This is a genomic window from Enterococcus sp. AZ101, assembly GCF_050499005.1.
GTDB lineage: Bacteria > Bacillota > Bacilli > Lactobacillales > Enterococcaceae > Enterococcus_L > Enterococcus_L ureilyticus.
Genome location: NZ_JBMHEZ010000002.1, coordinates 907,867 through 920,378 on the forward strand (window position 1 = coordinate 907,867; position 12,512 = coordinate 920,378).

Below are 12,512 nucleotides of genomic sequence, written 5' to 3' on the forward strand. Positions count from 1 at the left end.
AAGTCATCGCTTTGGTCTTTGCCTATCTTTATTTCTAGATAAAGATAGGCAAATCAAGGGAAGCTATTTTGCTTTTACTTAATTTGTGGTATGATTACAACGATGTTTTTATACAAATAAGTTGGCGTCGATCCTATTTTAGAATAAATGGAATAATAGTTGGAGGGGAACTAATGGCTACGAAAAGAGATTATTATGAAGTGCTTGGCCTTGCCAAAGGCGCTTCAGATGATGAAATAAAAAAAGCGTATCGTAAGCTTTCAAAACAATATCACCCAGATATCAATAAAGAAGCAGATGCAGAAGAAAAATTCAAAGAAGTTTCAGAAGCCTATGAAGTATTAAGTGATCCACAAAAAAAATCAGCCTACGATCAATATGGACATGCAGGCACTGATCCCAATTATGGCGGTGGCGCTGGTGGTTTCGGTGGTTTTGGCGGCGGCGGATTCAGTGGTGGCGGTGGTTTTGGTGGTTTTGAAGATATCTTCGATTCTTTCTTTGGCGGCGGCTCACGTAGTGTCGATCCAACTGCACCAAGACAAGGGGCTGATTTACAATATACTGTCAACCTTAAGTTTGAAGAAGCGATATTTGGTGTTGAAAAAGAAATCAAATATAACCGTGAAGATAACTGTGAAACCTGTGGAGGAAATGGTGCCAAACCAGGAACTCATCCTGAAACTTGCCACAAGTGTCATGGTTCTGGCTCGATCAATGTGGAACGTCAAACTCCACTTGGCCGAGTGATGAGTCGTCAAACCTGTGATGTGTGTCATGGTACTGGAAAAGAAATCAAAGATCCTTGCCCAACCTGTCACGGAACGGGACATGAGAAAAAAGCGCATAAAGTCAAAGTTAATGTTCCAGCTGGAGTAGAAGATGGACAACAAATGCGTTTAGCTAATCAAGGAGAAGCTGGTGTAAATGGCGGACCTTACGGGGATCTTTATGTTGTATTCAGCGTAGAAGATAGCAACATTTTTGACCGTGAAGGCTCAGAGATTTACTATGATTTACCATTAAGCTTTGTTCAAGCAGCACTTGGTGATGAAATCAAAGTACCAACTGTTCACGGAGATGTAAAATTAAAAATCCCTGCTGGTACTCAAACAGAAACGAATTTCCGTTTACGCGGTAAAGGGGCACCGCGCTTACGTGGCGGAGCTAATGGTGACCAGCATGTCAAGGTTAAAATCATTACGCCGAAAAACTTAAATGAGGAACAAAAAGAAGCCTTACGCACATTTGCTAAAGCTGGCGGTCAAACTGTAAGTGAGCAGCAAGAAGAAGGTTTCTTTGATAAAATGAAAGATGCCTTTGGCGGAAAGAAAAAAAAATAAAATAAAAGACTTCTCAACTTGTACTAGAGTGAGCCGACCCCCAAAAGTTAGACCCAAAAATCTAACTTTTGGAGGTCTTTTTGTATGGCAAAATATCGTTTAGAATTCAAATTAAAAATTGTTCAAGAGCATCTTGAAGAAAAAAGAGGAATAAATTGCTTAGCAAAAAAATATGGATTTAATTCTAACACTCAAATAAGAAAGTGGATCCATGCGTATAATGAATTAGGCGAAGAAGGACTACTTCGTAGTCGGAAATGTAGGAATTACTCTGTTCAATTTAAGTTAGATGCGATAGAGTTGTATTTAACTACAGAGTTGTCCTACCAAGAAGTAGCCAATCTTCTCAAAATGAACAATCCATCATTGATTGCGAATTGGCTTAAAACCTATCGTAAGATTGGTATAGATGGACTCTCTAAACAGAAAGGACGTCCACCTACAATGTTTAAGAAGAAACGAAATGAAATCCAACCATTACCAAGTGAACAATCTCAATTAGATAAACTAGAAAAAGAAAATAGAATGTTAAAAATTGAGAATGCCTATTTAAAAGAATTGAGGAGGCTGCGTATAGAGGACGAACAAAAAATGAACGAATCGCGCGAATCATTCACAGCCTCCGAGGATACTTTCGATTAAAAGATATTCTGGAAACCCTAAGGTTTCCAAAATCCACTTACATGTACTGGCAAAAACGCCTCGACAGAACAACTTCAACACAAATGATTGAAGAAGAAATTCAAGCAATTCGTAAAGAACATCAACATTATGGCTATAGAAGAATGACACAAGAATTAAAACGACGTGGATACCAAGTAAATAAAAAGAAAGTACAGCGATTAATTCAAAAGCTACAGTTACAAGTCAACGCATTTACCAAGAAATCTAGGAAATATAATTCATATAAGGGAACCGTTGGGAAAGTAGCTAAAAACTTGATTCATCGAAGATTCAACACTTCGGTCTCTCATCAAAAAATCACGACGGATACAACTGAATTTAAATACTATGAAACAGATGACGCGGGCATTCTTCGACTGAAAAAACTATATTTAGATCCGTTTATGGATATGTATAACAGTGAAATTCTAAGCTACAGCCTTTCTACTCAACCAAACGGTAAAACAGTTATGGCAGGGTTAGCAGAAGCAATTTCTCAAACAAATGATTGTCCTTATCGCCGCACCTTCCACTCTGATCAAGGCTGGGCTTATCAAATGAATACCTATGTACAGACATTAAAGGACAACCGTATCTTTCAAAGTATGTCTCGGAAAGGAACCTGTTTAGATAATTCTCCTATGGAGAATTTCTTCAGTATTCTAAAGCAAGAATTGTATTATGGCAAAGTCTATCGGAGTCAAAATGAGTTAAGACGAGCAATTGAAAACTATATTTATTATTATAATAATCATCGAATCAAAGAAAAACTTAACTGGAAAAGTCCAGTAGAGTTTCGACAGTTCGATCAAAAAACTGCATAAAAAATAGAGTAGAAAAATCCACTCTATAAAAAGTCTAACTTTTTGGGGTCACTACAGAGTAGTATAGGTTGAGAAGCCTTTTTGCTTATAATGATTATGCTTGATACTGCTCCAGTAACTTTTCAATCCGCCTTTTCAGTTCTGCTCTAACATGAATCGGGGCAAGACACTCACACTGGTTGCCAAAGCCTAAAAGTAAATTGTACCCAAACTCATCTTCCATAAAAGGAAAGTGAACGATTTGTTTATCAGGATCATTTGAAGGAGAAAAGGTCAGCTGCCCAAATTTGTCTATTAATTGTTCTTTGACTTTATGCGTCACTTTTAAAGTTGTAAGTGTAAAGTCACTACCGAAAAACGGCTCTTTCCCTAATGGTTTTGCTTGGAAGGCTCTAGGAATAAACGCTTCAGTCGATAACTGCAAATCAACTATTCTAGAAATCTTAAATATTCTGAAATCATTTTTGTTTAAACAGTAGGCTTGTAAATACCAACTGATCTCTTTTAAAACAAGACGATACGGTTCTACATACCGTTTAGTCTTTCGTCCCAGATTGTCTTCATACTCGAAATAAAGTAATCGTTGTTGATCCATAGCTGTCTTGATGATTTCCAAAAATGGCTGCAAGGTATGATTACTAGTCCAAGGTGTTAAATCAATTACAATTTGATTTGTTTTAAACTGAATCTCTTCTGAAAATTGAGTTGGAACAAGAGTTTTTATTTTTTCAACTGTTTGGCTAATCTGAATCGGAGAGATGGTGTTAGACAAACTTTCTAATGCAATCAACAAAGCAGTAATATCAGATGAAGTAAAAAATTGTTTATCTATTTTATAATTATCCATGATTTGGATGCCACCATTGACACCAGGAGATGAAGTTACGGGTATTCCCGCTTCGCTTAATGAGTTAATGTCTCGATAAATAGTCCGAACAGAGACCTCTAGTATGTTGGCTAATCTTGAAGCGCTAATTTGTTTTCGATCTAATAATATCATGATGATTGCAAGTAGTCGTTCTGTTTTCATAAAAGCACCTTCTTTGATTTTCATTGGGAGTTAATTATCTTATTATAACGAAAAATGGGATCGCTTTGTGAAAATGAACAAAAATTATGTTGAATAATGTTGTAAAATTCCAAATTTTTGAATGATTGACTTTAGTAATTTTGGTTTATATAATGTTACTGTTGCGTAAAAACGTGCTAATTAATTGAGAGTTTGTACTAATATTTAAAATTGGCAAATGATGATAGCAACTATTTTTATTAATCTAATGTAAAAATTTAGTTGAGAAAGGAAGTCTAATATGCATCCATCTTTTTTTAGACAAACTCATCCGTTTGCTACGTCCAGTTATTATATAGCGGCATTATTGATCGTTATGAGTACAACAAACCCTGTGATCATTACTTGCTTTTTTTTGAGTAATGTATTACTTCGGCTACTTGACTTAAATGGTAAATCGAAAAAGTCGATGTTGTATCCGTTGTTTTTTATAGGAATGATCACTGTGACGAATCCACTATTTGTTCATAGAGGAGCCACAGTTATTTTCTTTTTTCTGAATAAGCCGATTACTGTGGAAGCTTTTATTTATGGTTTTTTTATGGGAATGACGATTGCTACAGTGATTTATTTATTTCAAAATTTTCAAAAGGCTGTTGACTCAGAACAGTTTTTCTATCTTTTTGGTAAACGATTTCCAAAATCTGGGTTGATTTTAGTATTGGTTTTGCGCTTGCTCCCCTTACTACAAAAATACCATCAAGAGTTGAATCAGATACAAAAAAATTTTCAGCAAACACATAGGCGGCATTTTTTTGAGCGCGCTAGGTATGGGTTAGATTTATTTGGTCATTTATTTTCATGGTCGTTGGAAAATGCGATGGACACAGCCGATTCGATGAGAGCACGCGGATATGGTGTTTCTACTAGAAGCAGTTGTTTAACCTATCGTTGGCAGAAAAAAGATACCTTATTTTTGACAGCGATTGTCCTAGCATGCCTTTTTTTTATGGTTAGTATGATAAAAGGATTTTATCAGTTTAATTATTATCCTTATCACGATAACGTTTATAGACTGATGCAAAAAAATTGGTTGAGTTACTTATTTCTTTTTGGAGTAGCATGGCTCCCCTTATTGAAGCGCTTAAAGGAGGTAATAGTATGGAATATCTTGAAATCAAAGATCTAACATTTCAATATGCCGGAAGCAATAACTTGGTTTTGGACAACCTGTCGTTATCAATCACTCAAGGTGAATTTATTTTGATTTGCGGCACTTCTGGTAGTGGAAAGTCCACGTTATTGAAATTATTAAAGCCACAATTGGCACCAAACGGGAAGCAGACTGGGACAATTTATCTAAATAATGAATCAATCGACGCACTGCCAGCAGACTTTTCGACTGGTAAAATCGGCTATGTCATGCAAAATCCTGAAAACCAGATCGTGACGGAAAGTGTTTGGCAGGAATTAGCTTTTGGGCTAGAAAATCTAGGCACTCCTCCTTCAGAAATCAAGAGTCGGATTGCAGAAATGGTTAATTTTCTAGGTATTGAGGAACTGCTAGAACATCAAACGAGTGAATTATCTGGTGGTCAAATGCAGTTATTAAATCTAACTTCAGTTTTGCTCATGAAACCAGATATCTTGATTTTGGATGAACCGACAACACAGCTTGATCCGATAACTTCACAAAAATTTATCGATCTAATAGTACGATTAAATCGAGAAATGGGTCTCACAATTTTATTAGTTGAACATAGCTTAGAATCAGTATTTGCTTTGGCTGATCAAGTCATTATTTTGGATGATGGACAAGTGATTTTTGCGGGTGAGCCAAGGTCTATTTCTAATGGAATGAAGAAGAACAAAAACGTTGACCGTTTTGTTTATAGTCTACCCAGTGCTGTCCAAATATATCTCAATAGTAGTGTAGATGATGACTGCCCGCTAACTGTGGTTGAAGGGAAACGATTTTTGGCGCGTTATTTTCCATTCAGATCATTTTTGCAGAAAGAAACCTTAACCAAAAAGAAAATGGTAAAAAGTATTCAGTTAAAAAACTGCTGGTTCCGTTATGAAAAAAAGAGTCGAGATATTTTAGCTGGCATTGATTTTGAGGTGTATACAGGAGAAATTTTTTCTTTAGTTGGAGGTAATGGGTCAGGGAAGACGACATTGTTGAAAGTAATCGCTGGTATTTTGGACTGTTACCACGGGAAACTCTCACTTTTTGAGCAATCGATTAAAAAGAATAAGGGAGTAGTAGGGTATTTACCGCAAGAGTCTCAAATGCTTTTTCTGAAAGACTCGGTAATTGAAGAGTACAAAATGTATTTACAGAACCAAAATGTGGCTGAGGAAGACCAAAAAATACGCATTAAAAACGTTACAACGCTACTTGATTTAACGAAGATTTTAACGCAACATCCACTAGATTTAAGTGGAGGGGAGTGTCAAAGGGCAGCATTAGGGAAATTATTTTTAACTGATTCAAAAATTTTATTATTAGATGAACCAACAAAAGGCATCGATAATTTTGAGAAGAAGCAACTGATAAAATTATTAAAGGAGCTATCAAAACAAGGGAAAACTATTTTAGTCGTAACCCACGATTTAGATTTTGCTGCAGAATTATCAGACCGCTGCGGGTTATTGTTCCAAAATAAGTTAGTGACGACAGCCGAACCAACAGCATTTTTTAGTCATCATACATTTTACACAACGGCAGCTAGTCGCATATCACGGGATAATTTTGAGGGCTTAGTCACGACTGAGCAAGTTATCAAGGCATGTAGGCTAGTCAAAGGAGCTTCAGATGAACCAAGAAGAGATTAAACGAGTTGTGTTTAGAATAGCGACTATGCTGTTCTTGTTGATTATTGGTCTTGTGCTATTTCAAGCGAGTCAATACCAGATAATTTCTATGCTGTTAGTGATAGCTGCTTGTTTGCCAATTTATTACCGATATGAAAGAAAGCAGATCAATATTAAAGAATTAGTCTTGATCGCTATATTAACAGCGCTTGCTGTGCTAGGTAGGTTTTTATTTTATATGATTCCGGCAGTCACCCCAATGACAGCGATTATCATAATTTCAGGTATTTGTTTAGGTGCTGAAGTCGGTTTTTTAGTAGGTTCATTGTCAGCAATCACCTCAAATATGTTATTTGGTCAAGGTCCGTGGACACCATTTCAAATGTTTTCTTGGGGACTAATTGGTCTGGTGGCTGGATTGCCTTGGATGCAAACCATACTAAAAAAAAGTTATTTGTTTTTAGTCCTTTATGGAATAGCAGCCGGTTTTTTCTTTTCCTTTTTCATGGATCTATGGACGGTCTTTTCCATCGATCGTTTTTTTTCCTGGCAAAGGTATCTGGCACTCCTATTAAGTGCTGCGCCCTATACAATTTCTTATTGTTTTTCAAATGCTTTTTTCTCATGTTTACTTTTTCGATCTATCCAAACAAAACTTCAACGGATTTTAATTAAGTATGATATAAAATAATTCAAATTAAAGGTGGAACTATTAATGAAAAAAATGATAAAAGCATCGCTGATAGTAATACTACTCTTTTTCTTAGGCGCTTGTGGTAAAATAACGGATAAAAAAAATACAACGAACACAAGTGAAGAATCAATTAAGGTGATGATTATTTTAAAAGAAGATGACAAAGAATTTGATAAAAAAGAATTGGACATAAAAAAATCTGAGTCACTTCAAACGGTCATGGAGACAAACTATACAATTGAAATGGAGAAAGATTTTATCAGTGGTATTGATGGTCACTTGCAAGATGCTAAAGACAGTAAATATTGGCTGTATGATGTTAATGGTAAACAACCAGATGTAGGTGCGGTCGAATATTTTCTGAAAAATGGCGATACTGTTACTTGGACATTGAATAAAATATAAACGAATGAAACAAACCCTGACAATCAGTTGTCAGGGTTTGTTTGTTAGAATGAATTTGTCAGATAAATAATTGAAAAATAAAGGAGCAGACAATGATGAAAACAACAGAAGCATTTAAGCAAATCATGAATGAACAAACAGAAATTGCCTTAGCAACAAGTGTAGAGGAAATGCCCAATGTCCGAATCGTTAACTTTATTTACGATGAAGCCAAGAAATGTCTATTTTTCTCAACATTTAAAGGAAACGACAAAATCATTGAGTTTCAAAAGAATTCAAACGTCTCATTTACAACGATTCCAACTGATAATACGAATCATGTTCGTGTTCACTATGCCAAAGTCAAAAAGAGTGACCTCACTGTATATGACGTTGCAGAACAATGGATTAAAAAAATTCCAAGTTATGAGGAAAATATTAGACAAGCAGGTCCAATGCTTGAGCTATACGAAATTCATTTTTCAAAAGTGATTGTGATTTTAGGTATGAATAGTAAAGAAACGCTCGAATTATACTGTTGAAAAGGAGAGGTTAATATGAATTATTGGATTGGTGTTGCATCTAAAGATCATGTAGAGCTTGGAGTAGCTGGAGGCTTTTGTCAGTTATGTCATGGTAAATCGGCACCTTTGAATAAAATGAAAGCAGGAGATTGGCTAATTTATTATGCGCCAAAGCTGAGTTTACAAACAAGAGAAGCATGCCAGGAATTCATTGCAATCGGTCAGGTTTTACCAGGAGATACGTATTCATTTGAAATGGCACCAGGTTTTGTCCCTTTTAGAAAAGACATAGCTTTTTTAAAAAATATCAGATCGGTTCCATTACGTATTGTATCAGAGTTTCCCTTGTGGCAGAAGTATCGATCCCGTTTAAGATTTGGTCATTTTCAAATTCCAAAAGAGTTGTTTGAATTTATTGCTTCCAGTATGAAACAATCAGATTAAATAAAAAATCAGGACTAGAAGAAATGTTCTTTGTCCTGATTTTTTCGTACCCTAATTTGACTAATTACTCGTAACGTAATGCTTCAATAGGATCAAGTTTAGCCGCTTTTCGTGCGGGATAAACACCAAAGAATATCCCAATAGCACTAGAAAATAAGAGAACAGCTAAAATCGAACTTAATGTAAATTGAGCGGAAATATCTAACGCACTAGCAACACCTAGGGCCAAGAGTGCACCCAATGTCAGACCAATCAAGCCGCCGATCAAACATAAAATCACAGATTCTGTTAGGAATTGGAATAAAATATTGCTGTCTGTTGCGCCCAAGGCCTTTCTTGTGCCGATTTCCCTTGTTCGTTCTGTAACTGAAACGAGCATAATGTTCATCACGCCTATTCCCCCTACGAGTAGCGCAATTGCGGCAACAGCAGCTATGAAGTTGATAAATAAGCCTAAAACATTATTTACTTGATCAAGTGCTTGTAAGAAGTTTGTTGCGGTATAAACTTTTTCACCAACAGCGTTATGACGTACAGAAAGAATATTGACGATTTGCTTAGAAACAGAGTCGATATCATCTTTTGATTTAGCAATGACGGTCAAACTAGTGATTTTAGTTGCATCCGGATTTAGATTGTTCGCTGTTGTGAGTGGAATCGAGATATACCCCATCATTTCCTCTTCGTCAAAGGAGCCGACCATTTTTTCTACAGTACTTTTGGTAACACCGATGATTCTTACGCTGATTTGCCCTTTTTGCCCACGTAAATTTATCTTCTCGCCAACCACATTTTCACGTCCATTAAAAAAATAACGCGCTGTATCAGCACTGATGACAGCGACTTTACTGCCTTCTGAATATTCAGTTGTATTAAAATAGCGCCCATAAACGATCGCTTTATCCATTGTTTGATTCGTATATTGCAAATCTGGGGTTCCAGCCATGATCAAAGTTGCTTTGGATTTTTCATTGGCTGCGCCAACAGCTTGAATCGAAACAACAGGTGAAAGATGATCAATTTGCGGGATACCATCTTTTAAAGCTTTGATATCTTGACTCGTGATTTTTTGGCTATCTGTTGCATCTCGACTGGTTGAAACGGAAATCGTGGAAGCCCCTAAATCACTAAAAGTACCAGTAATTTGGCTCGTTGCACCATTCCCCACAGCTAAAATAGCAATAACGGCGGCAATTCCGATAATGATTCCCAGCATGGTTAGAAATGAACGCATTTTATTGGCTAAAATACTATCGATCGCCATTTTGAAACTTTCAATAATGCCCATAAGAAGGCTCCTTTCTAGACTGTTTTTCGGTCAGTTACAGGCTGATCATTAATGATCTCACCATCTTTAAAAGACACGATTCGTTTTGTATATTGCGCCACATCTGGTTCGTGAGTAACCATTACAACAGTTGTGCCTGCATCATTTAAATCTTGGAAGATTTTCATGATCTCCAAGGTTGTTTTTGAATCTAAATTACCAGTAGGTTCATCTGCCATCAAAACAGCAGGATCATTCACTATGGCGCGAGCAATGGCCACACGTTGTTTTTGTCCGCCCGAAATAGCGTTTGGGCGATGGGTGACACGATCAGCCAAGCCAACTTTTTTTAAGGCTTCTAAAGCTCGCTCTTTCCGATCTTTTGCTGAGATACCAGAATAAACCATAGGCAACGCAACATTATCTAAAAGAGACATCCGCGGCATTAAGTTGAACGATTGAAAAACAAAACCTATTTCTTTATTTCTGACATGAGCACTTTCATTACTAGAAAGGTTAGTGACGTCTTTTCCATTTAAAAAATAAGTCCCTTCATCGAAACGATCCAATAAACCAAGAATATTCATCATTGTTGATTTACCAGAACCGCTAGGACCCATAATAGAAGTAAATTCTCCTTGGGCAATATGTAAAGAAATATTTTTTAAAGCGATCAACTCTTCGCCACCAGTCTGGTAAATTTTTACTACATTTTTTAAATCAATCATTGTTTCACCTTCTATTCTTTGGTTACTGCAGTATTGTTTTTGATATCAGAGCTAGGAGAGAGGATAACTGTTTCGCCTTCTTTTAGACCACTTTTGATTTCAATCAATTTATCCGATTGAATTCCAATAGTGATTTTTGTTTCTTTGGCTTTTCCATCCTTAATAAGATAGACTATGGGATCATTTTTACTATTGTAAGTTAGTGCCTCAATTGGTAAAGCAAGTACATTCTCTGCGGTGTTTGTCGTGATATCAACATCAACATCGAATCCCGAAAACAGATTTTCAGGTGCTTGATCAAATGTCACAATTGCACCTAGGCTAGTAGAGGTTCCTGCAGTTGACTGAGTGCTTAGTGCTACAGGATCTTTCTCAGCAACTTTCCCTGAAAATGTTTGATTGCCGCTTATAATGTTCGCTTTCTGATCGATCGTTACAGCAGAAGCTTCAGAATTTGTTAAGGATAATTGAACCTTTAAAGTAGAAAGGTCATCTAATTGAATAGAGGGTTTCCCTTGTTGGGCATTTGTATCCGCCTGTTTTGCGACAATATTAACTTGGGTAATGGTCCCGCTAAAAGCCGCCGTTAATTGCAATCCGTTATCATACGTTGCTAAAACTTTATCTTTGTCCACATGATCACCAACAGATACGCTGACTTCGATAACGTTGCCCGTCCCCATTAAAGATTGGGTTTGATTCGGAATCAAGGTGCCAGTTGTAGAAAGGGTCTCGACAATGGTTTCTGTTTTGACTTCACCAGTTCGGACTTTACTTGCATTCGTTTTTCCAGAATTTCCTTGAACGAACAAGAGAATAATGATCACAACAGCAAGAAGTGCAATGATACTAAAAATTGTTTTTTTCTTCATGAGTGTCAACTCTTTTCTATTAATTTTCTGACAAGATGTCATTTATGTAAGCTTACCCTTTTTTTTATGAAAAGTCTAAGATTTATTTCAATTTTTTATAAGCATTATCGAAAAAAACGAATAACTGGTCTTTTTTAACAGTCTTTACTATTTGCGTTATAATAAAGAAAAAAAGACTGTAAGGAGAGCTGATAATGAAAGACTATGTCTATGCAATCAGTGATATTCATGGGGAATATGATCTGTTCCAAGCGTTGACGCGATATTATGATCCAGCGCTGCATCAATTGGTATTGATCGGTGATCTTAATGACCGCGGACCAAAAACGAAAGAGTGTTTTCTATTAGGGAAAGAGCTGACTGAAAAATATGGTGCTGTGTATTTAAGAGGAAATCATGAAGAATACTTTCTGCGATTTTTGCAAAGTCCAGAAGATTGGTTTCCTAGTTATATTCGTAATGGAGGGAAAGAAACGCTTGAAAGTTTATTACATAAGGGGGCATTAGAGGAGTATTCCCCTACTGAAATGAGCATGATGATCCGTAGTCGATACAAAGAGTTGATTGATTTTTTAGTCGAACGTCCATTGTATTTTGAATGGGGGAAATACGTATTTGTTCATGCTGGAGTGGATTTAACCAAGAAGGATTGGCATCAAACAAGTCCTCATGATTTTATTTGGATTAGAGAAGCATTTCATCAAGAAAAAAATAATACAGGCAAAACAATCGTTTTTGGTCATACGATCACACCGATGCTTCATGGTGATATGGAGACAACTAATCTGTGGCTTTCAGATAATAAAATTGGGATTGATGGCGGTGCCGTGTTTGGTGGCTCTGTTCATGGCGTGATTTTTGATCAAAATGGTATTGTACAGGATATTGAATATCAAAATTTAACTGGGCCATGGCAGCCAGATTTTTAAACTGATGTGAATTT

The 12,512-nt window shown here is 36.4% G+C and carries 12 protein-coding genes and 2 pseudogenes; 9 read left to right on the forward strand and 5 right to left on the reverse strand.

The features are described from left to right. Nucleotides 1-173 precede the first annotated feature (173 nt). Nucleotides 174-1,343 (forward strand): molecular chaperone DnaJ, encoded by a 1,170-nt coding sequence (gene dnaJ / locus IGJ50_RS13600; protein WP_069638555.1) that lies wholly within the window; start codon nucleotides 174-176, stop codon nucleotides 1,341-1,343. A gap of 84 nt (nucleotides 1,344-1,427) precedes the next feature. After that, nucleotides 1,428-2,830, forward strand: a protein-coding gene (locus IGJ50_RS13605; protein WP_429949650.1) for an IS3 family transposase whose coding sequence is annotated in 2 segments (ribosomal slippage) — nucleotides 1,428-1,974 and nucleotides 1,974-2,830 — 1,404 coding nt in all. Because the reading frame shifts where the segments join, the coding sequence is not laid out codon by codon here. 94 nt (nucleotides 2,831-2,924) lie between these two features. Here the strand turns inward: IGJ50_RS13605 and IGJ50_RS13610 are convergent. Beyond that, the gene (locus IGJ50_RS13610) at nucleotides 2,925-3,860 is read right to left on the reverse strand and encodes a helix-turn-helix transcriptional regulator (protein ID WP_069638554.1); all 936 of its coding nucleotides are present in this window, start codon (nucleotides 3,858-3,860) and stop codon (nucleotides 2,925-2,927) included. 280 nt (nucleotides 3,861-4,140) lie between these two features. Between IGJ50_RS13610 and IGJ50_RS13615 the strand changes: the two genes are divergently transcribed. The 6 genes from IGJ50_RS13615 to IGJ50_RS13640 all read left to right on the forward strand — a co-directional run bounded on the left by IGJ50_RS13615 (nucleotide 4,141) and on the right by IGJ50_RS13640 (nucleotide 8,702). Then, a complete protein-coding gene (locus IGJ50_RS13615) occupies nucleotides 4,141-5,028 on the forward strand; it encodes an energy-coupling factor transporter transmembrane component T (RefSeq protein ID WP_429950906.1) in 888 nt (295 codons plus the stop codon). Then, nucleotides 5,001-6,677: an ABC transporter ATP-binding protein gene (locus IGJ50_RS13620; protein ID WP_429950908.1), complete on the forward strand. Its 1,677-nt coding sequence runs from the start codon at nucleotides 5,001-5,003 to the stop codon at nucleotides 6,675-6,677. The genes IGJ50_RS13615 and IGJ50_RS13620 overlap by 28 nt, the downstream gene beginning before the upstream one ends. After that, complete coding sequence (locus IGJ50_RS13625; RefSeq protein WP_083244266.1) at nucleotides 6,658-7,347, forward strand: ECF transporter S component; 690 nt, start codon at nucleotides 6,658-6,660, stop codon at nucleotides 7,345-7,347. Before IGJ50_RS13620 ends, IGJ50_RS13625 begins: the two co-directional genes overlap by 20 nt. Nucleotides 7,348-7,371: 24 nt before the next feature. Then, nucleotides 7,372-7,755 (forward strand): DUF4430 domain-containing protein, encoded by a 384-nt coding sequence (locus IGJ50_RS13630; protein WP_429950910.1) that lies wholly within the window; start codon nucleotides 7,372-7,374, stop codon nucleotides 7,753-7,755. A 92-nt stretch (nucleotides 7,756-7,847) separates the two neighbouring features. Further along, a complete protein-coding gene (locus IGJ50_RS13635) occupies nucleotides 7,848-8,276 on the forward strand; it encodes a pyridoxamine 5'-phosphate oxidase family protein (RefSeq protein WP_242551042.1) in 429 nt (142 codons plus the stop codon). 15 nt (nucleotides 8,277-8,291) lie between these two features. Then, nucleotides 8,292-8,702: an EVE domain-containing protein gene (locus IGJ50_RS13640; RefSeq protein ID WP_429950912.1), complete on the forward strand. Its 411-nt coding sequence runs from the start codon at nucleotides 8,292-8,294 to the stop codon at nucleotides 8,700-8,702. 64 nt (nucleotides 8,703-8,766) lie between these two features. On the opposite strand, the pseudogene IGJ50_RS13645 reads toward IGJ50_RS13640, so the two are convergent. The 4 genes and pseudogenes from IGJ50_RS13645 to IGJ50_RS13660 form a co-directional block, all read right to left on the reverse strand. After that, nucleotides 8,767-9,138, reverse strand: a pseudogene (locus IGJ50_RS13645) (ABC transporter permease); the annotation flags it as partial. Between the two features lie 168 nt (nucleotides 9,139-9,306). After that, nucleotides 9,307-9,990 (reverse strand): annotated as a pseudogene (locus tag IGJ50_RS13650) (ABC transporter permease); the annotation flags it as partial. A gap of 14 nt (nucleotides 9,991-10,004) precedes the next feature. Further along, entirely contained in the window at nucleotides 10,005-10,697 is a 693-nt protein-coding gene (locus tag IGJ50_RS13655) for an ABC transporter ATP-binding protein (RefSeq protein WP_069638547.1), read from the reverse strand. An 11-nt stretch (nucleotides 10,698-10,708) separates the two neighbouring features. Next, complete coding sequence (locus IGJ50_RS13660; protein ID WP_069638546.1) at nucleotides 10,709-11,569, reverse strand: efflux RND transporter periplasmic adaptor subunit; 861 nt, start codon at nucleotides 11,567-11,569, stop codon at nucleotides 10,709-10,711. Nucleotides 11,570-11,763: 194 nt separating this feature from the next. Between IGJ50_RS13660 and IGJ50_RS13665 the strand changes: the two genes are divergently transcribed. Continuing rightward, nucleotides 11,764-12,498, forward strand: coding sequence for a metallophosphoesterase (locus IGJ50_RS13665; RefSeq protein WP_429950915.1), 735 nt, complete (start codon nucleotides 11,764-11,766; stop codon nucleotides 12,496-12,498). Nucleotides 12,499-12,512 lie beyond the last annotated feature (14 nt).